Genomic DNA, 25,645 nt, shown 5'->3' with positions numbered 1-25,645 from the left:
TTGAGGAGCCGCAATGGCAACGCTTGCGCTTTCGCTGGCTGGGCAATTCGCCGGGGCGTTGATCGGCGGGCCGATTGGCGCCACCGTTGGGCGCGCGCTGGGGGCGCTGGCGGGCAGCGCCATCGACGGCATGCTGTTTGGCGGTGAGCAGAAGACCCCGACCGCCCATGACGTGCGGCTGCAAGGATCGTCCGAAGGCGCGGCGGTGCCGAGGCTCTATGGCTGGAGCCGGATGAGCGGCAATATCATCTGGGCACGCGAACTGGAGCTGCTGGGCAGCGAAAATGCCGGGGCCAAGGGCTTTGGCGAGCCGGAGCGCGAGGACGAAGTGGGCGCCAGCTTTGCGGTGGCGTTCTGCGAAGGCACTGTCCACCGGATGGGGCGGATCTGGGCCGATGGGCAATTGCTGGATACGCAGGGCCTGACGCTGCGGTTTTATCGCGGCACCGAGAGCCAGTTGCCGGACGGGTTGATCGAAGCGACGCAGGGGGTGGCCCCGGCCTATCGTGGGCTTTGCTATCTGGTGGTCGAGCAATTGCCGCTGAGCAAGTTCGGCAATCGTATCCCGCAGCTGACGGTGGAACTCTGCCGTGTGGTGGGGGAGCTGGAGCCGGCCATAAGGGCGGTGACGGTGATCCCGGGGGCGAGCGAATTTGGCTATGATCCGGTGCCGCGTGTGCGCATTGTCGGGCCGGGCGCGACTGTCGGCGAGAACACCCATGTCAGCCAGGGGCGCAGCGACTGGAGCTGGTCGATCGACGAGCTGGTGGCGCTGTGCCCGAACCTGACGCATGTGGCGCTGGTGGTGGCCTGGTTTGGCGATGATCTGCGCTGTGGATTCTGCACAGTGGGGCCGCGTGTCGAGGCGTGGGACCGGACGGTCGAGGGCGTCAGCTGGAGCGTGGCGGGACTTGGGCGCGAAAGCGTGCCGGTCGTGAGCCAGCATCGGGATGGGCCGGCTTATGGGGGTACGCCATCGGATGGGGCGGTGCTGGCGGCGATTGCCGACCTCAAGGCGCGTGGCATCGCGGTAACGCTCTATCCGCTGATCATGATGGATGTGCAGGAGGGCAATGGCCTGCCCGATCCATATGGCGGGGTGGTGCAGGCGAGCTATCCCTGGCGCGGACGCATCTGCTGTTATCCCGGGCCCGGGCGGGCGGGAACGCCGGACAAGACGGGCGCGGTCGATGTGCAGGTTGCCAGCTTCGTCAATGCCGGGTTCCGGCAGATGGCGCTGCATTATGCCGGACTGGCGCAGGCGGCGGGTGGCATCGATGCGATGCTGATCGGCTCGGAAATGCGCGGCATGACCACGCTGCGCGGCGCCGGCAACAGTTTTCCGTTTGTCAGCGCGCTGGTGACGCTGGCGGCTGATGTGCGGGCGATTGTCGGGCCGGGCACCAAGCTGACCTATGCCGCCGACTGGAGCGAATATTCGGGCTATCAGCCGGATGGCGAGAAGTTCTTCCACCTCGATCCGCTCTGGGCCTCGCCCAATATCGACGCGGTCGGCATCGACAATTACATGCCGCTGGCCGACTGGCGCGATGGCACCGGCCATGCCGATGCGGCACTGGCCGCTACCGGACTGGAGCTGAACTATCTCGGCGGCAATGTCGCGGCAGGTGAGGGGTTCGACTGGTATTATGCCAGCGATGCGGCCCGGTTGGCGGGTGCGCGAACGCCGATTGCCGATGGCGCTTATGGCGAGCCCTGGCTGTGGCGCTACAAGGATATCAGGGGCTGGTGGAGCCATTGGCACCATGACCGGCCGGGTGGCGTGCGCAAGACGACGCCGACTGCCTGGGTGCCCGGCAGTAAGCCGATCTGGTTCACGGAGCTGGGCTGTGGCGCGGTCGACAAGGGCGCCAACCAGCCCAATATTTTCGGCGACGACAAGAGCGGCGAGGGCGGGCGGCCATACTTTTCCAATGGCACGCCGGACCCGCTGTTGCAGCGGCAGTTCCTGCGGGCGCATCAACGCCACTGGCGCAATCCCGCCAACAATCCGGCCGGGATGGTGGATGTGGCGCGGATCTATCACTGGACCTGGGATTCCAGGCCGTTTCCGGCCTTTCCGGCGCAATCGGAAGTCTGGTCGGATGGTCCCAATCATCGCACCGGTCACTGGCTGACCGGGCGGCTGGGCGGCGTGGCGAGTGATGAACTGGCGACAGTGATCGCCGCGGAACATGGCGTAAGCCTGGTCGCAGCGACAGCGCAACCGCTGGTGCAGGGCTATGTGCTGGGCGGGGTCACCACGGCGCGCGAGGCGCTGGAGCCGCTGAGCGAGGCGACAGGCCTGAGTTTTCGCGATGGGCAGCAGGGGCTGCAAATGGGCTCGGCCCGACGCAGCGGGGCGACGCCGCTGGATCCCAACGCATTGGTGCTGGACGATGGCGCGGTGCTGTCGCGGCGGCGGAGCGATCCGGCGGAAACGCCGGGGCGGCTGGCGCTGAGCTATATCGACCGCGAGCGCGATTTTCTGGCCGGGACGGTGACGGCCCTGCGCGTCGGCGACGGACCGCTGGCGACTGGGGCGCTGCCGCTGGTGCTGGATGCCGGCGGGGCACGGCGGGCGGCGGAGCAGGGGCTGCTGGCGCGGAGGACAGAACGCGAAAGCCTCGACTTTGCACTGCCGCCGAGTGCGCTGGCGCTGGAGCCGGGCGATGTGGTGACGTTGGGCGACGAGCCGTTTGAAATCACCGAGCTCCGCGATGGGCTGACGCGGCGGATCACGGCGCGCGGGCTGCCGCCGCCAGTGCCGGTCTCGACGGCAGTGGATCAGCCACGCGCTGGTGGCGGCCCGGTGGCGCGGGCGCTACCGGTCGTCATCGCCGCGCACCTGCCGGGGACGGTGGAGGATCCAGCGCGGACGCGCGTCGTGCTGGGGGCCTATGCGCAGCCCTGGCCCGGCGCGGTGTCGGTGAGCGATGCCGGCACGTGCGCGACGCTGGCGCGGTTGATCCGGCGCAGTGTTATGGGCGAGACCATTGCGGCATTTGGCGCGGGGCCGCTGGGCGTCTGGGATCGCGGCAATGCGCTGACCCTGCGGCTGCATGGCGGCCACATTGCGGGGCTGGATGCGGAAGCGGTGCTGGCGGGTGGCAATCGGCTGGCGGTGGAGACCGATAGCGGCGAATGGGAAGTCATCGGCTTTCTGGCGGCTGAACTGATCGGGCTATCGACCTATCGGCTGACCGGATTGCTGCGCGGGCAGGAGGGAACGGCGGCGGCGATGGGGCCGGTGGCGGTCGGACGGCGGGTGATGCTGCTGGATACGCGCGTCATCGGTCTGCCGACCAGGAGCCAATGGCTCGGCGGGACGGCGAGCCTGCGCAGTTTTGCCGGCAGCAGCGATCTGACGGGCACGGTTTCGCAACTGCTGGCCAGCGTGGCGCCGGCACTGCCGCTCGCACCGGTGCATTTGCGGGCGCGGCGGCAGAGCGGTGGCGATATCGCGCTGGACTGGGCGCGGTGCAGCCGGGCGGATGGCGATGGCTGGGGCGCGGGCGAGGCGCCGCTGGAGCATCTGCCGGAGCGGTATCTGGTGACGCTGGGCGATGGGACAATTGTCCTCCGCAGCTTTGAAACGGCCGGTGCTGAGGCAGTCTATTCCGCGGCTCAGCAGGTGGCTGACTTCGGCGGCCCGGCGGGGCTTTTCACCTTCAGCATCGCGCAAGTGAGCCCGGTTCTTGGACCGGGGCATCCGGCGCAGGGAGCGTTCAATGGCTAGGTCGCGATTCGATATCTGCCTCGATGAGGTGCTGCGGCACGAAGGTGGCTTTGCCAATCATCCCAGCGACCCCGGCGGGGCGACCAATCTGGGGATTACCCGCAAGACGTTGGCGCGCTGGCGCAATATCTCGCCGTGGTGGGCGCTGGGCGTCGACCAGGTCAAGGCGCTCGGGCGAGGCGAGGCGGCGCGGATTTACCGCAGTCTCTATTGGGAGCGCGCCAATGCGACGAGACTGCCGCCGGGGCTGGATCTTGCCGTGTTCGATTTTGCCGTCAATTCCGGGCCTGACCGGGCGATCAAACTGCTGCAGCGCGAGCTGGGCGTGCTCGCCGATGGCTGGATCGGTCCGCTGACGCTGGCGGCGATCGGGTCCCGCAATGTCGCGGCGCTGGTGAATGCACTTTGTGACCGCCGGATGAATTTCCTCAACCGTCTCTCGACCTTTGCCACTTTCGGCAAGGGCTGGAGCGCCCGTGTCGCCGCGATCCGCAAGGCGGCGCTGGCGATGGCGGACAGCGTGCCTTTGACACCAACCAAACCAGACTGGAGCCAGACCATGGCCATTCTTGCCGGTTATCGAACCTACATCATTGCCGCCTTCATGCTGTTGGCGGGGCTGTCGCAAATGTTGGGCATTGATCTGCCTTCGCTGGAAGGCAGCAGCGCCGGTCAGCTGATCATGGAGGCACTGGCGGTTATCTTCCTGCGCCAGGGGCTTAAGGGGGATATCAGCCGCGCCTAGGCGACGGCTTGGCGGCGAACCGGTGGGCTCGCCGCCGAACCATTCAGACGGGCGTGAGCGCGGTGGCGCAGGCCAGGGCGAGGGCGCGGTTGGGGGCGTCAGCACCCATTGGCGTGGCCCAACCGGCCTTTTCGATCACGGTGCGACGGCCAGTCGAGGTGGCGGCGGTGAACTCGGCAAGGACGGCGACAGAATTGGCATCGGTACGCGAGCGTTCGACACAATAAGGCGTCAGGGCGAGAACAACATCAGCGGCGGAGCGTTTCGCAGCAATGTCCTGCGCGCTGCCCCCGGTGACCCAGCCGCCCCACATAAAGCCGACGACGGCCAGAAGAATAGCGCCAGCAACCGCGCCATAAAGTGCGGGTTTCGTCCAAGCGGGGATGTTCATTGATTTCCGATCTGTATCGGGACAGGCGGCAGTATTGCTCACCAGACCTGAACGCTAGCATGTGATTTTCGGTGCGCCGAACGGAAATGCTTGAATGCCGCGTCAGGGTGGCCATATCTCTGTACAAGCGCCAATTGTGGTTGTTTTGACATCTGCGCCGCATTCATGTCCCATTCAGCAACTCACCCGTAAGTTGCTCTCATGAAAAACATGACCCCAAAACCGTCCGCTTCGATCGCGCTGGCCCTGGCGCTTGCTATCGCCCTGGCTTCGACCGGGACGGCCAGTGCACAATCGTGCCTGGACAAGCGACAAATCCAGGAGGCAGTTTCGTCCGGCCAGATCATGTCGCTCGATGCGGTTCTAGCTTCCGCGGGCATTGATGGCAGCGTGGATATTCTCAACGTTCAGGTATGTGACGAAGGCGGCCGTCTGGTCTATATTATCGGGGTGCTAAGCTCCGATGGGGCGGCGCAGAACCTCGTTCTGGGCGCGCAATAGTCTGAACAGGTGCACGGGGGCGATCGATGCGGATTCTGGTTGTCGAGGACGATACCAATCTCAACCGGCAGTTAAAGGAAGCGCTGACCGAGGCAGGCTATGCCGTGGACGTGGCGTTTGATGGCGAGGAGGGACACTTCCTCGGCGATACCGAGCCCTATGACGCCATCGTCCTCGATATCGGCCTGCCGCAGATGGACGGGCTGTCGGTGCTGGAAAAATGGCGCAGGTCGGGCAAGACCACCCCGGTGATCCTGCTGACGGCCCGCGACCGCTGGAGCGACAAGGTGCAGGGCATCGATGCCGGCGCCGACGACTATGTCGCCAAGCCATTCCACATGGAAGAAGTGCTGGCCCGCGTCCGGGCGCTGGTGCGCCGCGCCGCCGGGCATGCATCCAACGAAATCGTCGCGGGATCGGTGCGCCTCGATGCGCGCTCGGGCAAGGTCACGGTGGATGGCCAGTCGGTCAAGCTGACCAGCCACGAATTGCGGCTTTTGAGCTATCTGATGCACCACAAAGGCAAGGTGATTTCGCGCACCGAGCTGACCGAGCATCTCTATGATCAGGATTTCGACCGCGACAGCAACACCATCGAGGTGTTTGTCGGGCGGCTGCGCAAGAAACTCCCCGATGAGTGTATCCAGACCGTGCGCGGATTGGGTTACCAGATTGCGGAAGACTGAGCTTGGGCCGGCCCTTGGCTGAAGGCCTCAGCACAGCGCGGAGCCAGGCTGTCTGATGCAAAAAGGCTCGATTACCGCATCGCTGTTCTGGTTATCGGCGGGTTGGCTGATCCTGGCGCTGGTTGCCACCGGCTTCCTGCTGTCCGACCTCTATTCGCGGGCGCTCGATACCAGCCTCACCGAAACCCTCGATTTCCATGTTGAAAGCCTGGCGGGTGCGCTGCTCGAGGCCGGCGATCCGCTGAGCAGCGACATTGCGCTGACCGATCCCCGTTTCGACCGGCCGCGTTCCGGCTGGTACTGGGCCATTCGCGACCAGAATGGCCAGCTCTACAACCTCTCGACCTCCGTGGTGGGCATCGACCTGCCGGTGGTGATGGGCCCGGCCGACAGCATGGGCCGCCGCACTGCGGTGATCGATGATGTGTTCGGCACGCGTATGCGCGTTGTCGAGCGGGCAGTGACCGTCGCCCCAACCACCTATCAGATCGTGGTGACCGGCAGTCTCAGCGAAATTCTCAAGCTGGTCGGCGAGTTTCGCGGGCAGGCCTTCATCGTGCTGGGGGCGGTGGGGGTGATGCTGGCGATCATGAGCGCCATCGTGGCCCGCATCGCCCTGCGCCCGATTGCCCGGTTGAGCGCGGCCATCGAAAGCGTGCGCGAGGGCGAAAGCGTCACCGTGGCCGGCACCTATCCGCGAGAAATCGCGCCGCTGGCCGAAGAGGTCAACGAATTGCTGCGCTCCAATGCCCAGATCATCGAACGCGCCCGCAACCAGGTGGGCAATCTGGCACATGGCCTGAAGACGCCGATTGCCGTGCTGCGCAATGAAGCAAGCTCGAAAAAGGGCGCACTGGCCGACGTCGTGCTGAGCGAGAGCGAGAAGATGAGCGCCATGGTGGCCACTTACCTGGAGCGGGCGCGGCTGGCCGCGCGCACTTCGGTGGTTGGCAAGAAGGCCGATGCCACCATGATCATGCTGCGGCTGACGCGGGTGATGCGCAAGATCCATCCCGACGTCACCATTGCCTTCCAGCGCCCGGATGCGTCCTTGCCCTGGTTTCGCGGCGATGAGGCCGATCTCGAGGAAATGGTGGGCAACCTGCTGGACAATGCCTGTAAATGGTCCAAGGGTCAGGTGGGGGTTCGACTGGATGCCGAGCGCGGACCGACCGGCACTATGCTGTTGATTCGGATAGACGATAATGGACCCGGACTGACGGACGAAGACGCCCAGAAAGTGTTGCGTCGCGGTGTCAGACTCGATGAGAAAACACCCGGAAGTGGACTGGGACTCGATATCGTCAAGGAACTGGTCGATGTCTACGGTGGTAGTTTGGCCCTCACACGTTCTGCTTTGGGTGGCCTGCTCGTGGAACTTCGCCTGCCCACAGCTCGTTTGGGAACGATGGCCAGAAGCCAGGCATGAAGTCGATGTGACGCACTTTCGCCGCAATGCAAAAACAAGAAGCCTAGACCTCAAGAGATCCCAGACATGAACCGTTTCGCCCTCTTCGCCACCCCACTCGTCGCGCTGACGCTTGCTGCATGCACCACTTCGGGTCCCGCCACCACCTTTGCCCAGGCACCGGTTATTGCGCCGGTGATCGCCGGTCCGACGCTGGCGAGCCCAGCCCAGACCACGCAGGTGGCGCTCGCGCAGACCAGCGTTGCCAACGGCTTCGTCGATCCGGCGGCGCTGGCGCTGATGACGGCCAAGGACTCCGCTGAGGCCAATAGCGCCCAGTTCTATGCGCTTCAGTTCGGCCGTCCCGGCGCGCCACGCCAGTGGGCCGGCGACAAGGGCGCGACTGGAACCGTGGCCGTTGGCCCCTATGTCCGCGTCAACAATCTCGATTGTCGCGACTTCACGCACACGGTCAAGGTCGCCGGGGCCGACTACGTCAAGAAGGGCACGGCCTGCCGCGAGCAGACTGGCAACTGGACCGTCGTCCAGGGCGCCTGACGATAGGGGTTCCTGACGGAGCCAAAGTGCCAGGCACTTGATGGCGCGTACATAAACATTGTTTACCAACACCGCGTAGGCTGGTGGGACGAGAGTTCCCCAGCCAGACAGCGTTTATGTCCCAAGCCGCCAACCTTTCAAAGACTGAGACCTCATTTTCCTCCCGCGTGCCCCGGGTGCGGGCGATCAAGCCGTTCGCCGGATTGATCGATGCCGTGCTGGTCGAAGGGCCTGTGGCCTTTCCCTTTGATGGATCAGTTGTACGCAGTGAGGCACTGGCCGGCTGGACCTGGGTGGTGCGCGATCTCTGCCCGGATCTGATTTCGTCCGATGCGCTCGAACGCGACAACCTGGAGGCTGCCGATGTCGAAACCATCATGCCCGAAATCCTGGCGCGAATGCGCGACGGCTATATGGCGGCGACGGGCGGCTTTGAGAACGGTCGGCGGCTCCGGGCCCAATTGGGTAGCCAGGAAGCCTATGACCACATGCCGGTGCTCCTGAACGCACTGCGCTGCCGGGCTCTGCTCGGCAAGGCGCAAGCGTTCGGCAAGGCCACCAATTCCATTACCGACGATGCCGCGCTCGGCGTGGCGCTGCAATCCATGCCGTTGCAGGATGCGCGTGTGGCCGCATTGCTGTTCCATGCCGCCATGGGGCAGGTGGCCAACCCGTCGCGGCTAGTGACGACCTTGGTGCGCAAGGCCGGGGGCGGCACCGAGGCGATGATCAGCCGGTCCGGCTTCGGTCCGCTGATCGACGCCATTCTGGCCCATGCCCAGAACCAGTTGCCGGTGCTGCAGCCGATTGGTGCCTTTGCCGATATCGACCTGACTTGCCGCGGCCTCGATCGCTTTCACCGCCTGGTCCGCTCGCTGACAGGCTATGTCGAATTTGAACGCGGCAGCCGCTGGACCATGATCCTGGCGGGACTGACAAGGCAGGTTTCCGAGCGCATCGAACCCCGGCTCAAGGATGTCGTATCAGACATGAACCAGGCCCTGCGCCGGGGCCGTGAAGGGGCCGACCGGCTCGACAACGACCGGCTGCTGGCCGCGCTGAACGGCGTCTATCTTCTGGCGACCATCCGCGAGTGCCGGGACTCGCTGGCGCTGAATGCCGAGTTCGACCTGGCCTGGGCACAGTCGGGACAGGCATTGGAATTGCACCTGCAGCGCAATCTGGAAATGCTGCGCCAGGATCCGAGCGATCCGGTCGCCGGCACGCGGGTGGAAGTTGGCATCAAGATGGCCGAGGTCCGCTTCAACATTGAATATGCCGATACGCTGCGCCGGGCGCGCGCCGCCGCCGAGCGCCGTATCTAGCGCGAATACGGCGCCACCAGCCGAACCGCGACCGGGCGGCCCTGTTCGCGCAGGGTAGCCCCCTCGCCGGGGACGATCGTGGGTTTGCCGATCAATGCGATGGCCGAATTTGCATCAGCGCGAACCACCGCGCCAATGGCCTGGTGTGGCTTGCTCTGATCCGAATTGACGAATAGCAGTCCGCCCACTTCTAGGGCACGGGGCTCCGCGGCGGTGATGGTCCAGAGCACGGGATGGGGACCAAAGCGGCCGATGAGATAGTTTGGCACCAACGGCAAGTCTGGCTCCGGCGCGCGCGGTGGCACCGTCTCCAAGGCGCCATGGATCGCTGAACGCTCCTGAGCCACGATGCCGGCGCTTTCGGCCGGGATGGCCTGCAATTGCACGCCCGCGGCGACATCGCCAATTGCCAAAGCATGCTTTTGTTCGGCCAGCGACCAGGTCGGCAGGGGAGAGGCGAAGGGCAGGAGGCGGCGCCAGCCTGGCCGCGTATCGACAGGCATGGCGATGCAGCTCAGTCCGCCATCGAGGTAACCGGGCGGCCCATCGATGCGCGGTGGTGCCATCGGCGTCGCGCCGTCAGGCGTTTCATAGATCGGATCGATCAGGAGCTCGCTAACCGGCTTGCGCGCACGATTGTACAGCGCTGCAACGGCGTCCTGGCCGCTTTGCAGGCAAGCCTGTTTGCTGAGATAGCCCGCGGCGCTGCCGGCGAGACGAATGCCCTCTGGTCCCTCAACCGCCTCAAGCCGCCGCCGTTCCGCATTCCAGCGACTTTGCCCGCCCGCCAGGTGCCAGAGCGACAAGTCCGGCTGCCAGCCGCCACAAACGACCAGCGTTTCGACGGCCTGCGCTGGCTCCAGCCTGCTGTAGTCACCGATCGCCAATTGCAGGGTGACCGACAGGCCCGATCGCGTCGTCTCGGCCATCACCGGCGCCAGGCCTGCGGCCAGCGGTATGCCATAGGCCTTGGAAAACTCGATGAAACGCGATTGCGGATCGGGGCGGGCGTCACAGATTTTCTGCACAATGATGCCGGCGTCGCTGGCCAGCATCGCCAACCGGTAAGCGGGACTGCTCGCGATGGCTAGCATCGCCGAGCGACCCGCCCAGACCCCATGGCGGTCTGCCCGGTGGAAAGCCTCAAGCGCGCCAATTACGCCCGGCAGGCGATTGCCGGGAAACACCGGCAGCCGCTCGTAGGCGCCGGTGGCGAGAATAATCCTCGGCGCCGTGATCTCGACGACATCGGCGGTGAGCTCGCCATCGTGCCGGACGACATGGACACGAACCCGTCCCGGGCGCACTGCAAACACCTCGGCGTCCAGCAGCACGGTGATCGCGTCCTTGGCCGCGACGGCGGCGGATAGCCTGGCGATGCTGGCGTCCGGGGATTCCTCTCCCTCCTGCGAGCCAAAGAAGCGGGCATTGCCGCCCAATACGGGCCCCGCCTCAAGCAAGGTCACCCGGTTGCCCAATTTTGCGGCGGCCAGTGCGGCGGCCATGCCGGCAACACCGCCGCCCACCACCACAAGATCGGCTGTTCCTGCACTGGTTGGAGCCGCGTCCAGCCATGGCCCGGCCATGCGGTGGGTGCCGTCGAGCCTGAGATCGAGAGACGTTGAGGGGCGCAGCAGCCGCATCGTGGCTTTGGCCCAGTGCGCGCGATAACCGTTACCGCCAACAGACACAAACTCGGCTCCATCGATGGCCGGGGTGCGGGCCATTGGCAGTGGCAGTCGCTGGTTCTGCGCCAGCGCAATTGGCGGAGCGAAGCGGCTGCTCAGCGCGAGTGGCGAACCATTGTGCAGTCCGACGCTGGCAATGCCCGAGGCAAGCGCGGCCGAAAGCACACTGTCGCCGGCGAACCCATTGATGGTTCGCCCATCGAGTCGGAAGCGGAGCGGCTTGCTGCGGTCAATCGCCGAGCCCTGCAGGTGGCGATCGGCGGTGTCGAGGCGATTGGGTTGACCGTTCATGCCCTGGCCTCGATCCCACCGGCATAGTCCGCCACCTGTGAGGGCGAGAGCGCTCGACCTGGAGCCCGCGCGGCGAAATAGGCTGCCTCTTCCTCCAGCGCGGCGCCAGACAGCCAGCGCGCCAGTGCCGGGGCCAGGAAGGCTCCGGACGGGCCGAGATCGCCGATGACAACCGGCCCCGCATTGTTGATCCGGCCAAGCACCGGGGCGCCATCATGGCTGGCCAGTCTGTCGAAACGGGATTGCCCAGCCCGATGCAGCTTTCCATGGGCGCCCAACAGCGCCGCGAGGCGCGGTGTGCAGGCCTCGATGGTGCCATGGGCGATGGCGACGACGCCGCCGGTATTACGTTGGAAGAGGCTCAATCCGGCATCGACCTGCAGCAGGGCGGGCGCGGCAAGCCCGCTCATGGGGTCGGTCAGGATCGCACAGGCCGGCGAGCTGACAAACACTGACGCGAGCACATTGGGCGCCAGATGCTGCAGCAGCGCTGCATCGTCGATCAGAACAACGCTGTCGGCTGTCACTGGCTGACCTTGCAGATCAATGATGGCACTGCCGTCGCGGCGCAGCGTTATGTCGGTCCCGGCCTGGGGCAGTCGGCGTACCTTGAGCTTGTCCAGCCAGTGATCCAGCGCCGGCTCCAGTTGCGTCCGCTGCAGCAGCACTGCATCGCGCATGACAATGCCATCGCGGTTGGGGCCCAATTGCCCCGGTGCCAGCGGTTCGATGGCATGGCCGAACCCGGCGGCCGAATTGCGCATATGCGCCAGGGCCATGCGCCCGGCTGCCGTCTCTGCGAACAGGATTGGATCGATGCGGCTCCAGCATCCTTTGCCCGCCACGCGCGCCAATAGCTTCAGGGTTTCGGGCAGGGCGTGGTCGAGCATCGACCAGCTTTCCGGTCTGGTGATCGGCGCCACAGACAGATCGATGCCATTGGGCAGGCGAAACGCCCCCTGGCTATCGCCAATGCTCACCACGGTCTTGCCATGAATGCTGGCCAGCAGCCCGGCCACCAGGCGAGCCAGGGGCGTCGAGCCCAGCACGGCAAAGTCGATGCGATTCACGCTCATACCGGGCTGGCTCGGACCGGTTCTGGCTGTTGCTGTGGCAATGCGTCCCCCTCAACGATGCGTGTTTTTGTGGTTTTTCGCCGCATTCCGCTTATAGATGCGGGTCTATTGCCGCGAGCCGGCCTCAGCGTTCAGGGCCCATGTTTTTCTGGTTTATTGCCACTGCCGTCACCACCATTGCTTGTGCTGCGCTTTATTACGCGGCCGCCCGACGCACGGTCAACGCAAGCGTGCCCGATTCGGCTGTATCCAACAGCCATTTTCGCCTTGTCCTTGCCGGCATTGATGCCGATCAGGCTGCGGGCAAGCTGGGTGAAGCCGAAGCCATTGCCGCCAAGGCAGAATTGGCGCGCGAATTGCTGCGTCAGGATGCTGAACTGAAAAAGCCGCACAGCGCTGGCCCAGACATGGGGCGAGGCGCGCTGCTGGCCTGCATAGCGGCTGTCGCGGTGATCTCGCTGGGTCTTTATGCCTGGCTCGGCAATCCCGATATGCCCGCCCAGCCGCTGGCCGAACGCCCCGAAATAGCAGCACAGGCGCTTGACCTCGATGCCGCCGTGGCGCGGATCGAAGCCCAGCTGGCGGCAAATCCCGATGACCTGCGCGGCTGGACCGTCATTGCCCCGGTCTACTTGCAGAGCGGCCGCTTTGCCGATGCGCAGAATGCCTGGCGCCGGGTGCTGGAACTGGGTGGGGCCAATGCCGATGTGCAAACCAAGCTGGCCGAGGCGCTGATGCTGGGCAATGGCGGCGACGCCACCGGCGAGGCCATGCAATTGCTGACCGCCGCTGCCGCCAGCGATCCCACCCATGTGATGTCGCGGCTCTATATTGCCGCAGAATTGACGCGGACGCAGCGCTACGATGAGGCGGTGGCTGCCTGGAACGCGGCTTTGGCGCTGTCGCAGGGCGGTGAGCCATGGCTGCAGGCCGCCCAGCAAGGCCTTGCCGTGGCGCAGAACCAGGGCGAACCGGCGACCAATGCCGCCGAGACCGAGATGATTGCCCAGATGGTAAGCGGCCTGGCCGATCGACTTGCCGCCGATGGCGGCACCATCACCGAATGGACGCAACTGGTGCGGGCCTATCTGGTGCTGGGTGACAAGGACAAGGCGCAGGCCGCATTTGACTCCGCCGTCGAGGCCTATCCAAAATCGTTCGATCGCGACGATCTGGATGCAATTGCCCTGGAAGCCGGTCTGAAACTGAACGGAGCTGCCCAATGACCATGCCCGCCGCCGTCCGCCGCAAGGGATGGAGCCGCAAGCAGAAACGCCTGGCGATCATCGCTGGCCTGGCTGTGGTGCTGGCCCTGGCGACGACGCTGGTGCTGGTCGCCCTGCGCGACCAGATCGTGTTCTTCTATTCGCCCAGTGACGTGGTGGCGCGCGAAGTCGCACCCGGTCAGGCCATCCGCCTGGGCGGTCTGGTCAAGGACGGCACCTGGCAGCGCGATGGACAGGACAACACCTTCGTCGTCACTGATGGGCGCACCGACGTCGTGGCGCGCTATACCGGCATCCTGCCCGATCTGTTCCGCGAGGGGCAGGGCGTGGTCGCCGAAGGCAGCCTGACCCCGGAAGGCGGCTTCATCGCCAGCAATGTGCTGGCCAAGCACGACGAGAATTACGTACCCAAGGAAGTCGTCGAAGCGCTCAAGGCGAGCGGCGAATGGCGGCCTGAAACCGCCGGGAGCAATTGATGTCGATTGAGCTGGGTCATTTTGCTCTCATTCTGGCCTTCGCTATTGCCAGCGTCTCGGTCCTTGGTGGCTATGCCTTCTGGCGCAGTGGCGAGCGCATTGCGCTGTTCCTCGCTCAGGGCGCGGTGCTGCAATTCGTATTGGTGGCCGTGGCCTTTGCCGCGCTGATCCAGGCCTTTGTGGTTTCCGATTTTTCGCTGGCCCTGGCGGTCAATAATTCGCATTCGCTCAAGCCGCTGATCTTCAAGATCTCGGGTGTCTGGGGCAATCACGAAGGCTCGATGGTCCTGTGGATCCTCATCCTCGTGGCCTTCGGCGCCATGGTGGCCAGCTTTGGCCGCCGCCTGCCGTCCGACTTGCTGGCGCTGGTGCTGACGACGCAAAGCCTGCTGGTTGCCGCCTTTGCCGGTTTCACGCTGTTCACCTCCAATCCCTTCGCCCGCATGGTTCCGGCGCCACTCGAGGGCAATGACCTCAATCCGGTGTTGCAGGATATCGGCCTGGCCATCCATCCGCCGCTGCTTTACGCGGGCTATGTCGGGTTTTCGATCTGCTTCTCCTTCGCCATTGCCGCGCTGATTTCCGGCCGCATCGATCAGGCCTGGGCCCGTTGGGTTCGCCCCTGGACCATGCTGAGCTGGACTTTCCTGACCCTGGGCATCGCCATGGGCTCCTACTGGGCCTATTACGAGCTTGGCTGGGGCGGCTGGTGGTTCTGGGATCCGGTGGAGAATGCCAGCTTCATGCCATGGCTTGCCGGCACGGCGCTGCTGCATTCGGCGCTGGTGATGGAAAAGCGTAACGCGCTCAAGATCTGGACGATTTTCCTCGCCATCATCACCTTTTCGCTGTCGCTGCTCGGCACCTTCCTGGTCCGCTCCGGCATCCTGACCTCGGTGCATACCTTCGCCAGCGATCCGACCCGCGGTCTGGTCATCCTGTCGCTGCTGGCGCTGGTCATTGGCGGTGCTTTCCTGCTCTTTGCCATGCGCGCTTCCTCACTGCGCAGCGGCGGGTTGTTTGCGCCGGTCAGCCGCGAAGGCGCGCTGGTGCTCAACAATCTGTTCCTCGCCACCGCCACCGGCGCTGTGCTGGTGGGCACGCTCTATCCGCTGGTGCTCGATGCGCTGGTGGGCACCACGATTTCCGTGGGTGCGCCATTCTTCGACCTGACCTTCGGCGCGCTGATGGCACCGCTGCTGTTGGTGCTGCCCTTTGGGCCATTGCTCGCCTGGAAGCGGGCCGATGTGGTTGCTGCCGCGCAGCGGCTGCTTTTCGCTGCGGCCCTGGCGATTTTCCTCACCATCCTGATCTCCGCCCTGGGCGGCGTCTCGATCTCGCTGGCGCCGATCGGCCTGCTGCTCGGCTTCTGGGTGGCGTTCGGCTCGGTCGCCGAATTGATCGACCGCAGCAAGCTCGGCCGCATTCCGCTGGCTGATAGCTGGCGCCGACTGGTCGGCTTGCCGCGCACCATCTGGTCGACAGCCATCGCCCATTTCGGCGTCGGCGTCACCGTGCTCGGTATTGTCGCCACCACCGCCTGGGAGACCGAACTGGTCACCACGCTCAACCCTGGAGAAACCACCGAGTTGTCCGGTTATGTGTTGACCTTCGACAGCTTCGAGCAAGTCCCCGGCGCCAATTTCATCGCCGAACAGGGCCATTTCACCATCACCGCACCCGGCGGCGGCACGCGGCCCATGGTCGCCGAACGCCGCACCTATGTCGCATCGGGCATGCCGACCACCGAAGCGGCGATTGAAACCTACGGCCTCTCCCAGCTCTATCTGCAACTGGGCGAGCCGCTGGAAAACACCCATGTCGTGCGCGTCTGGCACAAGCCCTACATCACGCTGATCTGGCTCGGCGCCATTCTGATGGCCGGGGCAGGGGTGCTCTCGCTGACCGATCGCCGCCGCCGCGTCGGCGCACCCCAGCGCGCGGCCAAGCCAATCGCGGAGCCTGCCGAATGACCTGGCTGCGTATTCTGCTGATTGCCCTGCTGCTGAGCGGACCCGCTTTGGCGCTGAGCCCCGACGAAATCCTTGACGATCCGGTGCTGGAACAGCGGGCCCGCGAGATTTCCTCGGGCCTGCGCTGCCTTGTCTGCCAGAACCAGTCGATCGATGACAGCGATGCCGATCTGGCCAAGGATCTGCGGGTGCTGGTCCGCGAACGCCTCGTGGCCGGCGACAGCGATGACGGCGTGCGCGACTACATCGTCGCCCGCTATGGCGAATATGTGTTGCTCAATCCGGTGGTCGCCGGCCATACGCTGCTGCTGTGGATCGCCGCGCCGGTCCTGCTGCTGATCGGCCTTATCGGCGTCGTCTTTGCCGCCCGCCGCCAGCGCGCGCTTCCGGCCGGCAATGGCCTGACCAGCGACGAGCAAGCCGCGCTTGACGCGCTCGCTGCATCCGACCGGGACAAGTAGGGCCAGGCCCAGGCAGTCTGCCCGCGCCTTCAAAGCACCCCCACGCACCGAGTCATTCCCGCGCAGGCGGGAATTGCCCTGCTGTGCCCAGCAACAGGAGAATTCCGCCTGCGCGGGAATGCCTCCGCGGTCACTAGCGCATTTCAGCTCAAACCCCAGTCATCCGGGCCCCCACGCGCCAATTGTGGTCCCAATCGGGCTCATTGCGCCCTAAAGCCGCCTGCAGGCTTACGAATTTTTAATGTCGACGCAACCTCCCCGAAAGGCAGATGCTTTCATAAGTATCCCCACAAGCTGTTGAGAGCTTCACTGAAGGAGACCTACTCATGCGTCCGACTGTTATTTCGCGTACTCGTCGCTGGCTCGGTGCTTCCGCCCTTGCGCTTATGGTTGGCGTTGGTGGTGTCAGCACGGCATTCGTTCTCACAAGCGGCGCGGCAAATGCCCAGGCCCAGAACGTTGCCCAGATTACCGTCCCCCAGGTTGTCCAGCCCGGCTTTGCCGACCTTGTCGAGGCGGTCAAGCCCGCCGTGGTTTCGATCCTTGTCGAAGCCCAGGAAAGCAATGATGGCCCGCGTTCGGTTCAGCGCGGCGGCGGCGAATTCAATTTCAACATGCCCGATCTGCCGGAGGGCCATCCCTTCCGCGATTTCTTCAATCAGTTCGGCAATCGCGGCGGCGGCCAGTCCGATAAGGCCCCCGCACCGCGCAAGTACATGGCTGCCGGTTCCGGTTTCGTCATCTCGGCTGACGGCTACATCGTCACCAACAATCACGTCGTCGAAGGCGCCACCAAGGTGACCGTCGTGTTTGACGATGGCACCGAACAGGTCGCCACCATTGTCGGCACCGACGAGCGTACCGACCTCGCCGTGGTCAAGATCGAAGGCACCGATCTGCCCTTCGTCAATTTCGAGGGCGATCCCAGCCGCGTTGGCGATTGGGTCGTGGCCGTCGGTAACCCGTTCGGCCTTGGCGGCACCGTCACCGTCGGCGTCATCTCTGGCTCGGGCCGCAATATCGGTGGCTCCAGCTATGGTGATTTCCTCCAGATCGACGCTGCCGTGAACACCGGTAACTCGGGTGGTCCTGCCTTCAACACGGCGGGTGAAGTCGTTGGCGTCAACACCGCCATCTATTCCCCGAACGGCGGCAATGTCGGCATCGCCTTCGCCATCCCGGCTGCCACGGCCAAGCAGATCGTCGGCCAGCTGATCGAAAATGGCTCGGTGACCCGCGGTTACCTCGGCGTGTCCATCCAGGACGTGACCAAGGACATCGCTGACGGCGTCGGCCTGCCTTCGGCCAAGGGCGCCATCGTGCGTGATCCGGCAGCCGATGGCCCGGCGCTTGCCGCTGGCATCAAGTCGGGTGACATCATCACCGCCGTTGATGGGGATCCAATCGATGACGCGCTCGACCTGAGCCGCACCATTGCCGGCAAGGCGCCCGACTCCACCGTCGAGCTGACCATCTGGCGTGATGGCGCCGAGACAAAACTCTCGGTCACCCTGAAGGTTCTGACTGAAGACGCCGCTGCCGCGCAGCCCGATGCTCCGGTTCCGCCCGCGGAAGTGGCGCCTGCACAGTCCAGCGTTGGCCTGACCCTCGTGCCGAATGCAGATGGTTCGGGCGGTCTGCTGATCCAGAACGTCGAGGCCGATAGCCCGGCTGCCCAGAAGGGTCTCGCCGTTGGCGATGCCATCCTGGAAGTCGACAACAAGCCAGTCGCAACCTTCGACGAGTTCGAAGCGGCTATTGCCGGCGTCAAGGAAAAGGGCCTCAATACGGCTCTGGTCAAGGCCAGCCGTGGTGGCGAAGCCCGCTTCATCGGTCTGCCGCTGAGCGAGTAAGCCTCAAACCGGCCCCGGAGCTTCGGCTCCGGGGCCCTGTCGTCTCAAAGCAACGGAGCTGCCGTCGTGAAGATTTTGCTGATCGAGGATGATCGCGAGGCGGCTAGCTACCTGATCCAGGCCCTGGACGAGGCCGGACACGTTACCCACCACGCCGCTGACGGCGAAACCGGCTACGCCATGGCTTCGGGCATGGATTATGACGTGCTGATCGTGGACCGCATGTTGCCGCGCCGGGATGGCCTGTCCATCGTTGAATCGCTGCGTGCCGAGGGCGACAAGACCCCCGTGCTGATCCTCTCCGCCCTGGGCGAGGTCGATGACCGCGTCAAAGGCCTGCGCGCCGGCGGCGACGACTATCTCACCAAGCCATACGCCTTTGCCGAGCTGCTCGCCCGCGTCGAAGTGCTGGCGCGTCGCTCCAGCCCATCCGAGGCCGCGACCAGCTATGAAGTCGGTGGACTGCAACTCGATAGGCTCTCCCGCAAGGTCGAGCGCGACGGCGAGGCCATCCTGTTGCAGCCGCGCGAATTCCGCCTGCTCGAATATCTGATGAAGAATGCTGGCAAGGTGGTCACCCGCACCATGCTGCTGGAAAATGTCTGGGACTATCACTTCGATCCCCAGACCAATGTCATCGATGTGCATATGTCCCGCCTGCGCTCAAAGATCGACAAGGGCCACGCCTCGCCGCTCCTGCACACCGTGCGGGGCGCCGGCTACATGATCCGCGAGTAAGTCGTGCACCGCTTCTCCCAGTTACTGCGCACCTCCACGGTCAGGCTGACGGCAACGTTCATCCTGATCTTTGTGCTGTTTTCCATCCTGCTGCTGGCGTTCATCACCTGGCAGTCCAGCGTTCAAATTCAGCGCCAGCAGGCTCAGGATATTGATCGCGAGGTGCGCCAGCTGCAGCGCATCGAGTCCAGCCAGGGCATTCGCGCCATGGCCTTCACCGTCGAACGCCTGGCGCGCCAGCCCGGTCCGGGCGTGTATTACCTCGGCGATGCCAGCGGTCAGTACCTGCTTGGCAATCTCACGGACCTGCCGGTCGAAGCGCTGCTGGAGCCCGGCATCTACACCTTCGACTATCAGCGCACCACGCCGCTGGACCAGACCGATGCCCGCGAACGCGAGGCGCGCCGGGGTGTCGCGGTGGTGCGCTCGGTCGAGCTGCCCAGCGGCATGCGCCTGGTCGTGGGCCGCGACGTGGCCGAGCGGCGCGGCTATTCGGCCATCATCGTGCAGAGCTTTCTGGTCGGCGTCATCGGCATCGTCCTGTTCTCGGTGGTGGCGGGAGGCCTGACCGCGCGGCGTGTGCTGCGCCGCATCGATACCATTCGCGACACCTCCACCAAGATCATGTCGGGCAACCTCTCCGAACGCGTCCCGGTGACCAGGCGCAATGACGAGTTTGATGGCCTGGCCACCAATCTGAACGCCATGCTCGACCGGATCGAGCAATTGCTGCAGGGCCTCAAGGAGGTCACCGACAATGTCGCGCACGATCTCAAGACGCCACTGACCCGCCTGCGCAACCAGGCCGAGTCCGCCCTGCGCGATGGCGCCACCGACGAGGCCCGCCAGAAGGCGCTGGAGACCACGATTGCCGAAAGCGATCGCCTGATCCAGACTTTCAATGCCCTGCTGATGATCGCCCGCGCCGAAGCCGGTGCCCCCTCGGGTGCCCTGGCCGATGTCGATGTCAGTGCCGTCGTCGCCGATGTGGCCGAGCTCTATGGCCCCGTGGCCGAAGACGAAGGCATCACCATCGAAACCGCCGTGACCGAAGGCGTCCACCTGCGCGCCAACCGCGAACTGATCGGGCAGGCCATGGTCAACCTGCTGGAGAATGCGGTCAAATACGCCAAGCCGGAAACTGGTGACGGCGGCCGCATCCTCGTGGGCCTCCGCCAGGCCAATGGCCGCGTCATCATCGAAGTCGCCGACAACGGCCCCGGCATTCCCGCCGAGGACCGCAAGCGCGTGGTCGAACGTTTCGTCCGGCTGGAAAAAAGCCGCACCGAAATCGGCTCCGGCCTCGGCCTTTCCCTCGTCGACGCGGTCACCCGCCTCCACGGCGGCACTTTCAGCATCCAAGACAACGCGCCCGGCGTTCGTGCCATCATCGACCTGCCGGCGGGGTAGGGGCGTTCCCTCACCGGGTTATGCCCGCGCAGGCGGGAAGCCATTCTTGCCTCTCCTGTCGTCCCTCCCGTCTAGCCCCATCCTTCCACACCGTCACCACCCGGCTTGTCCGGGTGGTCCATGGGAGCCTCCGCAGACCGGATTGGCCCCACTCCCCCCAGCGTCATTCCCGCCCGCGCGGGCATGACCCGGTGCAAACATCTCCACCTCTCGCCTTGCCCGCGCGCAAACGCCAAGCTATCCCTGCCTCTATGACCCTTACCCTGCGTCCGCTTCCCGTCATCGCCCATCCCCGCTTCGATGCCTGGCTGTCGAGCCTGCCCGCTGAGCAGCAGGCGCCGCTCGCCGCCGCCGCGCCGGCTTTGGGGCCCTTGCTGGAAACCGCGCCCTATCTCTTCGACCTCGCCGAGGCCAATGCCGATTGGCTGGTCGAGGTCTTCGCGCAGGGTGCCGACCCCGCCTTCGCCGCTGTGATCGCTACTGTCGCCGAGGCCGGCCTTGCCGCCGCCGACGAGGAGGCGCTCTCCCCGGTGCTGCGCATCGCCAAGGGCCGCACCGCGCTGCTCGCCGCTATCGCCGAAACCGGCGGGGCCTGGACCACCGCCCAATCCACTGCTGCGCTGTCCGATCTCGCCGATGCCGCACTCGATGCCGCGATCAATTTCCTGATGCGGCAGGCCGCACAAAAGGGCCTCCTCGCCATCCCCGCCGAGCAGGCCAGTGCCGCGAATTCCGGCCTCGCCATCTTCGCGCTGGGCAAGCATGGCGGCCGCGAACTCAACTATTCCTCCGATATCGACGTCGTCGCCTTCTTCGACCCCGACAAGGCGGTGCTGGCCGATCCCTCCGAGGCCACCAAGATCTACTCGCGCATGGTGCAGAAGCTGGTCGGCCTGATGGAGGACCGCCGCGCCTTTGGCTATGTCTTCCGCACCGATCTGCGCCTGCGACCCGATCCCGGCTCGACCCCGGTCGCGCTCTCTTTTGACGCGGCGCTGGCCTATTACGAGGTGCGCGGCCAGAACTGGGAGCGCGCCGCCTGGATCAAGGCCCGCGCCTGCTCGGGCGACCGGCAGGTGGGCGCCGCCTTCCTCAAGGAACTGGCGCCCTATGTCTGGCGCAAGCATCTGGATTTCGCCACCATCGCGGACATTCAGGCGATGAAGCGCCAGATCAACATCGCCAAGAATGTCGGCGATATCCGCGTCGAGGGCCACAACGTCAAGCTCGGCCGTGGCGGTATCCGCGAGATCGAGTTTTTCACCCAGACCCAGCAGCTGATCGCTGGCGGCCGTGATCCCGATCTGCGCGTCAAGCCGACGGCGCACGCCTTGGCCGCGCTGGCCAAAGCCAATTGGATCACCCCCAAGGCCGCCGCCGAACTGACCGAGACCTATTGGTATCTCCGCGCCGTCGAAAACCGCCTGCAGATGCTGCGCGACGAGCAGACCCATGTCATGCCCGCCACCGCCGACGAAGTCGCCGCCATTGGTCGCCTGATGGGCCAGCCCGACCTCGCCGTCTTCGAGGCCACCTACCGCGCCGCCCTTGAACGGGTCGTTGGCTATTATTCCGAGCTCTTCACCGAGGGCGAGACCCTGGGCAGCGGCGAGGGCAACCTGGTTTTCACCGGTAGCGATGACGATCCGGGGACGCTCGAAACCCTCTCGGCCATGGGCTTTGCCAAGCCCCATGTGGTGATCGAAACCGTGCGTAAATGGCATTATGGCAGTTATCCAGCCACCCGTGCCTCCGCGGCCCGCGCCCACCTCACCGAATTGCTCCCCGCGCTGCTGACGACGCTCGGCACCGCCGGCAATGCCGACGAGGCCTTGGCCAAGTTCGACAATTTCCTCTCGCGCCTGCCGACCGGCGTGCAGCTCTTCGCGCTGCTGCGCAACCACCAGCAATTGCGTACGCTATTGGTTCAACTGATGGCTTCGGCGCCCCGCATGGCCGAAGCCGTCATCCATCGCGCCCATGTCATGGACGGGCTGATCGACCCGGCCTTTGCCAATGACGTCACCCATCGCGACGTGCTGGTCGCCAAGGTCGATGCCTTCCTCGCCGAAGCGCGCTCCTATGAAGAAATCATCGACCGTGCCCGTATCATCGGGCAGGAGCAGAAATTCCTGATCGCCGCCGGCCTGCTCTCGGGCACGGTCAGTGCCACCGGGGCCGGTGAGCAATTCACTGCCCTGGCCGAAACCCTGCTCAACCGCCTGTTCGTTGCGGTCCGCGTCGAGTTTGAACGTCGCCATGGTGTCATCACCGGCGGGCAGGTGGCTCTACTGGCCTTCGGCAAGATGGCCAGCCGCGAGATGACGGTCACGTCCGACCTCGATTTCATCCTGCTCTATGATGCGCCGGACGCGGAATCGACCGGCGACAAGCCGCTGACCACCAATCACTATTACACCCGCCTGACCCAGCGCCTCGTTGCCGCCATCAGCGCGCCCACGGGCGAGGGCGTGCTCTACGAAGCCGATATGCGTCTGCGCCCCTCCGGCAATGCCGGCCCGCTCGCCACCAGCCTTGCGGGCTTCAGTGCCTATCACCGCGACAATGCCTGGACCTGGGAACATCTGGCCCTCAGCCGCGCCCGCGTCATCGCCGCCGATGGCGATTTCGGCCCGGCTGTCGATGCGGCCATTGCCGAGGTGATGGAGCGCCCCCGCGACGTCGCCAAGACCATCGATGATGTCGTCTCCATGCGCGCCCTGATGGCCAAGGAGCGCCCGACGCGCCACCCCTTCGATCTCAAGCTCGCCGAAGGTGGCCTGGTCGATCTCGAATTCATCGCCCAATCTGCCCAGCTCGTCGCTGGCCGTACCATCGGCCTGCCGCAGGCCCTGACCGCCCGCGTGCTCGCCCGCCTCGGCGAAACCGGGCTCGTGCCCGAGGGGGCTCGCCTCGCCGAAATCCACGAGGTCTATTCCACCGTGTTGCAGGTGATGAGCTCGGCTCTGGTCAATCCGTTCAAGGACGAAGCCTGGACCGCCGCCTTCAGGGAATTGCTGGCGGGCCTGACCCATTATCCCGACTTCACCCGCCTGGAACTCGACCTCAAGGCCATGCAGGCCGAAGTCCACGCCGCGTCCACTGCCTGGTACGCCAAGGCGCGGGGGCTATAGCCCCTGCGGGCGCGCGTTGGCACGGTGAATGGGCGGCGCTGACCGCTACCCCTTCCGCACCGGAACCACCTCGCCCCGCCGTTCCAGCTCGCGTTTGACGCTCTCCGGCATCTCCCGGCAGCCGCATTCGCGGGCGTGCTCCAGGTGCCAGTCTACCCGCTGCGCCAGCGTCGCCTTGGCCGGTATTGGATGCGCCTCGTGCCATGCCCGGTTCATCGTCGCTACTCCGCCGCCTGCATGACGTCCTGCATGGGTAGCGGCAGGGAGATGGCCACCGTCGTCCCCAGCGATGGGCTGGAATCGATGGCCATGCGTCCGCCGCTGAGTTCGGCAATGGCGCGGGCGATGGAGATGCCCAGCCCTGGGCCAATGCCCTCGCGGGTAAAGGTCGCATCACCCAGCGCGAAGGGCTGCGACAGGCTCGCCAGCCGTTCCTCGCTCATGCCCAGGCCGGTATCGGAAACTTCCAGCACCACGCCGTCATGGGCGGCGAAGGCGGCGAGGGTGACCCGCCCGCCGCTGGGCGTAAAGCGCACGGCATTCTCGATGATATTGCCCAGCATGCGCTGCATGCCCAGTCGATCCGCAGTGAGCACTGCGCCACAGGGTTCGCCAACGACCAGCGTCAGTCCGGCGCGGTTGGCCTGGCCGCGGAAGCGCTGCGCCATGCCGTCCAGCAGGTCATCCACCGGCACCGCATCGCTGCGCATCTGCTTCTGGCCGCCTTCGAGCTCCGCCAGATCGAGAATGGTGGCAAACGACGCCAGCAGGTGCTCGCCCGATGCCTTGATCGACTGCACATAGTCAGCGTAGCGGTCATCACCCAGCGGCCCATAGGTCTGGTGCTTCATCAGCTCGGCAAAGCCGATAATGTGGTTGAGCGGGGTGCGGATGTCGTGGCTGAGATGGGCCAGGAAATTGGTCTTGGAACGGCTGGCGGCTTCGGCCTTGAGCTTTTCCTCGTGATAGCGACGAGCCAGCAGGCGCTGTTCCTCGCGGATCGCATTGAGCAGCGTGTCCGTGCGCTTGGCCTCGGTCACGTCGGACACCAGCGTCATGAACCCGCCTTCCCCCAGTGGCCGCTCATCGATCATCAGGCAGGAGCCGTCTTCGCGGTGCAGTTCCAGCAGGCGGTTGTGATTGTCCTCGCTCAGCAGCTTGATATAGCCGCCCTGGATCAGCTGCTTGACCGCATCGTGATAGGTCACGGCGCTGCTGTTGAGGCTCAGTCGGTCTCGGTATTGCTGGTTGCAGACGATCAGCGAGCCAGTTTTGGTCCAGCAGGCAACGCCGAGCGGAATGGCGCTGGCCAGGGTCTGATAGGTGCGGCGCTGCCAGGCATCCGGCTTGTCGCCGGCCCCGGGACGGCGCCAGGTCAGCACCACGATCAGCAAGGCCAGCGCATAGGCGCCCAGGCCACGTTGCCAGATCCCGGCCAGTGCCTCGGTCTGGTCCAGTTCCAGCGACACGATACCATCGGGCCCTTCGGCAATATCATGGCTGACCAGCCCCACCGGCGCGCTGTCCGCGCTGCGCAGTGTCGCTGTCGCATCGGGACGGTAGGCGTGGATGGATTCGTTGAGGGTCACGACGATGGTTTCGGGCGACAGGTCCAGCAGGTCGCTGGCCATGGCGCGGCCAATCAGGGCGAGTTGTCCACGCGCATCTTGGATGGTGCGGACGGTGTCGAAGATGACAAAGACCGTGGCGCACAGCATAACCGACAACGCGACGGCGGCGGTGATCGGCGAAATGCGCTGGCGCAGGGATGTGGTGATATCGGACCTGGAAGATGACTCCTGGCGAGGCCTGTTTGTCCCCGCTTTGCCCACGCTGAATCGCTCAGCGCCGGCGCCGGATAAATCCGCCGACCGCATGAAAATCTCCGTAAATTCAGGGTTTTGGACCCGCCCGATTTGCCCTTAACAAACAATGAATCAAGCAGGCCCATCTTGTCCAGACCCAC

20 protein-coding genes are annotated in these 25,645 nt (G+C 65.1%); 16 read left to right on the top strand and 4 right to left on the bottom strand.

Features of this window, described 5'->3' with window-relative positions:
* The first annotated feature begins 13 nt into the window (after positions 1 to 13).
* A complete protein-coding gene (locus tag BUA69_RS01240; protein WP_046133562.1) occupies positions 14 to 3,739 on the top strand; it encodes a baseplate multidomain protein megatron in 3,726 nt (1,241 codons plus the stop codon).
* Positions 3,732 to 4,484, top strand: a complete 753-nt coding sequence (locus tag BUA69_RS01235) for a glycoside hydrolase family 108 protein (protein WP_052950321.1) — start codon at positions 3,732 to 3,734, stop codon at positions 4,482 to 4,484. Before BUA69_RS01240 ends, BUA69_RS01235 begins: the two co-directional genes overlap by 8 nt.
* Positions 4,485 to 4,527: 43 nt before the next feature.
* On the opposite strand, the gene BUA69_RS01230 is transcribed toward BUA69_RS01235, so the two are convergent.
* Positions 4,528 to 4,875, bottom strand: a complete 348-nt coding sequence (locus tag BUA69_RS01230; RefSeq protein ID WP_046133563.1) for a hypothetical protein — start codon at positions 4,873 to 4,875, stop codon at positions 4,528 to 4,530.
* Between the two features lie 201 nt (positions 4,876 to 5,076).
* On the opposite strand from BUA69_RS01230, the gene BUA69_RS01225 reads away from it, so the two are divergent.
* From BUA69_RS01225 to BUA69_RS01205, 5 genes are all read left to right on the top strand, one after another.
* Complete coding sequence (locus BUA69_RS01225) at positions 5,077 to 5,376, top strand: hypothetical protein (RefSeq protein ID WP_143154371.1); 300 nt, start codon at positions 5,077 to 5,079, stop codon at positions 5,374 to 5,376.
* A gap of 26 nt (positions 5,377 to 5,402) precedes the next feature.
* Positions 5,403 to 6,062 carry a response regulator transcription factor gene (locus BUA69_RS01220; protein WP_046133565.1) on the top strand — a complete coding sequence of 220 codons (660 nt, stop codon included), beginning with the start codon at positions 5,403 to 5,405 and terminating at the stop codon, positions 6,060 to 6,062.
* Between the two features lie 55 nt (positions 6,063 to 6,117).
* The gene (locus BUA69_RS01215; protein WP_052950322.1) at positions 6,118 to 7,491 is read left to right on the top strand and encodes an ATP-binding protein; all 1,374 of its coding nucleotides are present in this window, start codon (positions 6,118 to 6,120) and stop codon (positions 7,489 to 7,491) included.
* 66 nt (positions 7,492 to 7,557) lie between these two features.
* Positions 7,558 to 8,028: a hypothetical protein gene (locus BUA69_RS01210; RefSeq protein ID WP_052950323.1), complete on the top strand. Its 471-nt coding sequence runs from the start codon at positions 7,558 to 7,560 to the stop codon at positions 8,026 to 8,028.
* 116 nt (positions 8,029 to 8,144) lie between these two features.
* On the top strand, positions 8,145 to 9,353 hold the full coding sequence (locus BUA69_RS01205) for a hypothetical protein (RefSeq protein ID WP_072866434.1): 1,209 nt from the start codon (positions 8,145 to 8,147) through the stop codon (positions 9,351 to 9,353).
* Here the strand turns inward: BUA69_RS01205 and BUA69_RS01200 are convergent.
* The gene (locus BUA69_RS01200) at positions 9,350 to 11,332 is read right to left on the bottom strand and encodes an FAD-dependent oxidoreductase (RefSeq protein ID WP_046133567.1); all 1,983 of its coding nucleotides are present in this window, start codon (positions 11,330 to 11,332) and stop codon (positions 9,350 to 9,352) included. The two genes, BUA69_RS01205 and BUA69_RS01200, sit on opposite strands and share 4 nt — an antisense overlap.
* Complete coding sequence (locus BUA69_RS01195) at positions 11,329 to 12,408, bottom strand: hypothetical protein (RefSeq protein ID WP_046133568.1); 1,080 nt, start codon at positions 12,406 to 12,408, stop codon at positions 11,329 to 11,331. Before BUA69_RS01195 ends, BUA69_RS01200 begins: the two co-directional genes overlap by 4 nt.
* Positions 12,409 to 12,548: 140 nt before the next feature.
* Between BUA69_RS01195 and ccmI the strand changes: the two genes are divergently transcribed.
* The 8 genes from ccmI (at position 12,549) to BUA69_RS01155 (ending at position 23,679) form a co-directional block, all read left to right on the top strand.
* The gene (gene ccmI, locus BUA69_RS01190; RefSeq protein WP_046133569.1) at positions 12,549 to 13,634 is read left to right on the top strand and encodes a c-type cytochrome biogenesis protein CcmI; all 1,086 of its coding nucleotides are present in this window, start codon (positions 12,549 to 12,551) and stop codon (positions 13,632 to 13,634) included.
* Positions 13,631 to 14,110, top strand: coding sequence for a cytochrome c maturation protein CcmE (gene ccmE / locus BUA69_RS01185; protein ID WP_046133570.1), 480 nt, complete (start codon positions 13,631 to 13,633; stop codon positions 14,108 to 14,110). The genes ccmI and ccmE overlap by 4 nt, the downstream gene beginning before the upstream one ends.
* Complete coding sequence (locus BUA69_RS01180) at positions 14,110 to 16,083, top strand: heme lyase CcmF/NrfE family subunit (RefSeq protein ID WP_046133571.1); 1,974 nt, start codon at positions 14,110 to 14,112, stop codon at positions 16,081 to 16,083. The genes ccmE and BUA69_RS01180 overlap by 1 nt, the downstream gene beginning before the upstream one ends.
* Positions 16,080 to 16,544, top strand: a complete 465-nt coding sequence (locus BUA69_RS01175) for a cytochrome c-type biogenesis protein (RefSeq protein WP_046133572.1) — start codon at positions 16,080 to 16,082, stop codon at positions 16,542 to 16,544. The genes BUA69_RS01180 and BUA69_RS01175 overlap by 4 nt, the downstream gene beginning before the upstream one ends.
* 326 nt (positions 16,545 to 16,870) lie before the next feature.
* Entirely contained in the window at positions 16,871 to 18,397 is a 1,527-nt protein-coding gene (locus BUA69_RS01170; protein WP_046133573.1) for a Do family serine endopeptidase, read from the top strand.
* 66 nt (positions 18,398 to 18,463) lie between these two features.
* Positions 18,464 to 19,135: a response regulator transcription factor gene (locus tag BUA69_RS01165; protein WP_046133574.1), complete on the top strand. Its 672-nt coding sequence runs from the start codon at positions 18,464 to 18,466 to the stop codon at positions 19,133 to 19,135.
* Positions 19,136 to 19,138: 3 nt separating this feature from the next.
* Positions 19,139 to 20,545 (top strand): sensor histidine kinase, encoded by a 1,407-nt coding sequence (locus BUA69_RS01160; protein WP_046133575.1) that lies wholly within the window; start codon positions 19,139 to 19,141, stop codon positions 20,543 to 20,545.
* A 251-nt stretch (positions 20,546 to 20,796) separates the two neighbouring features.
* A complete protein-coding gene (locus BUA69_RS01155) occupies positions 20,797 to 23,679 on the top strand; it encodes a bifunctional [glutamine synthetase] adenylyltransferase/[glutamine synthetase]-adenylyl-L-tyrosine phosphorylase (protein WP_046133576.1) in 2,883 nt (960 codons plus the stop codon).
* 221 nt (positions 23,680 to 23,900) lie between these two features.
* Here the strand turns inward: BUA69_RS01155 and BUA69_RS01150 are convergent, their stop codons facing one another.
* Entirely contained in the window at positions 23,901 to 25,397 is a 1,497-nt protein-coding gene (locus BUA69_RS01150) for a sensor histidine kinase (protein WP_160300083.1), read from the bottom strand.
* Here BUA69_RS01150 and BUA69_RS20875 point away from each other — a divergent pair.
* Positions 25,372 to 25,605 carry a hypothetical protein gene (locus tag BUA69_RS20875; RefSeq protein WP_178371384.1) on the top strand — a complete coding sequence of 78 codons (234 nt, stop codon included), beginning with the start codon at positions 25,372 to 25,374 and terminating at the stop codon, positions 25,603 to 25,605. The two genes, BUA69_RS01150 and BUA69_RS20875, sit on opposite strands and share 26 nt — an antisense overlap.
* Positions 25,606 to 25,645 lie beyond the last annotated feature (40 nt).

The sequence above is a fragment of the Devosia limi DSM 17137 genome (assembly GCF_900128975.1).
GTDB lineage: Bacteria > Pseudomonadota > Alphaproteobacteria > Rhizobiales > Devosiaceae > Devosia > Devosia limi.
The sequence above is the reverse complement of the archived record's forward strand: the minus strand, read 5'-3'. Positions and strand labels throughout refer to the sequence as shown.

Excerpts from the sequence above, each read along its gene's own strand:
- BUA69_RS01155 (WP_046133576.1), top strand. The coding sequence starts at position 20,797 with ATGACCCTTACCCTGCGTCCGCTTCCCGTCATCGCCCATCCCCGCTTC.
- BUA69_RS20875 (WP_178371384.1), top strand. The coding sequence starts at position 25,372 with ATGACAAAGACCGTGGCGCACAGCATAACCGACAACGCGACGGCGGCG.
- ccmI (WP_046133569.1), top strand. The coding sequence starts at position 12,549 with ATGTTTTTCTGGTTTATTGCCACTGCCGTCACCACCATTGCTTGTGCT.
- BUA69_RS01150 (WP_160300083.1), bottom strand. The coding sequence starts at position 25,397 with ATGCTGTGCGCCACGGTCTTTGTCATCTTCGACACCGTCCGCACCATC.
- BUA69_RS01220 (WP_046133565.1), top strand. The coding sequence starts at position 5,403 with ATGCGGATTCTGGTTGTCGAGGACGATACCAATCTCAACCGGCAGTTA.
- BUA69_RS01215 (WP_052950322.1), top strand. The coding sequence starts at position 6,118 with ATGCAAAAAGGCTCGATTACCGCATCGCTGTTCTGGTTATCGGCGGGT.
- BUA69_RS01240 (WP_046133562.1), top strand. The coding sequence starts at position 14 with ATGGCAACGCTTGCGCTTTCGCTGGCTGGGCAATTCGCCGGGGCGTTG.
- BUA69_RS01210 (WP_052950323.1), top strand. The coding sequence starts at position 7,558 with ATGAACCGTTTCGCCCTCTTCGCCACCCCACTCGTCGCGCTGACGCTT.
- BUA69_RS01205 (WP_072866434.1), top strand. The coding sequence starts at position 8,145 with ATGTCCCAAGCCGCCAACCTTTCAAAGACTGAGACCTCATTTTCCTCC.
- BUA69_RS01230 (WP_046133563.1), bottom strand. The coding sequence starts at position 4,875 with ATGAACATCCCCGCTTGGACGAAACCCGCACTTTATGGCGCGGTTGCT.
- BUA69_RS01225 (WP_143154371.1), top strand. The coding sequence starts at position 5,077 with ATGAAAAACATGACCCCAAAACCGTCCGCTTCGATCGCGCTGGCCCTG.
- BUA69_RS01195 (WP_046133568.1), bottom strand. The coding sequence starts at position 12,408 with ATGAGCGTGAATCGCATCGACTTTGCCGTGCTGGGCTCGACGCCCCTG.
- ccmE (WP_046133570.1), top strand. The coding sequence starts at position 13,631 with ATGACCATGCCCGCCGCCGTCCGCCGCAAGGGATGGAGCCGCAAGCAG.
- BUA69_RS01175 (WP_046133572.1), top strand. The coding sequence starts at position 16,080 with ATGACCTGGCTGCGTATTCTGCTGATTGCCCTGCTGCTGAGCGGACCC.
- BUA69_RS01200 (WP_046133567.1), bottom strand. The coding sequence starts at position 11,332 with ATGAACGGTCAACCCAATCGCCTCGACACCGCCGATCGCCACCTGCAG.
- BUA69_RS01235 (WP_052950321.1), top strand. The coding sequence starts at position 3,732 with ATGGCTAGGTCGCGATTCGATATCTGCCTCGATGAGGTGCTGCGGCAC.
- BUA69_RS01170 (WP_046133573.1), top strand. The coding sequence starts at position 16,871 with ATGCGTCCGACTGTTATTTCGCGTACTCGTCGCTGGCTCGGTGCTTCC.
- BUA69_RS01180 (WP_046133571.1), top strand. The coding sequence starts at position 14,110 with ATGTCGATTGAGCTGGGTCATTTTGCTCTCATTCTGGCCTTCGCTATT.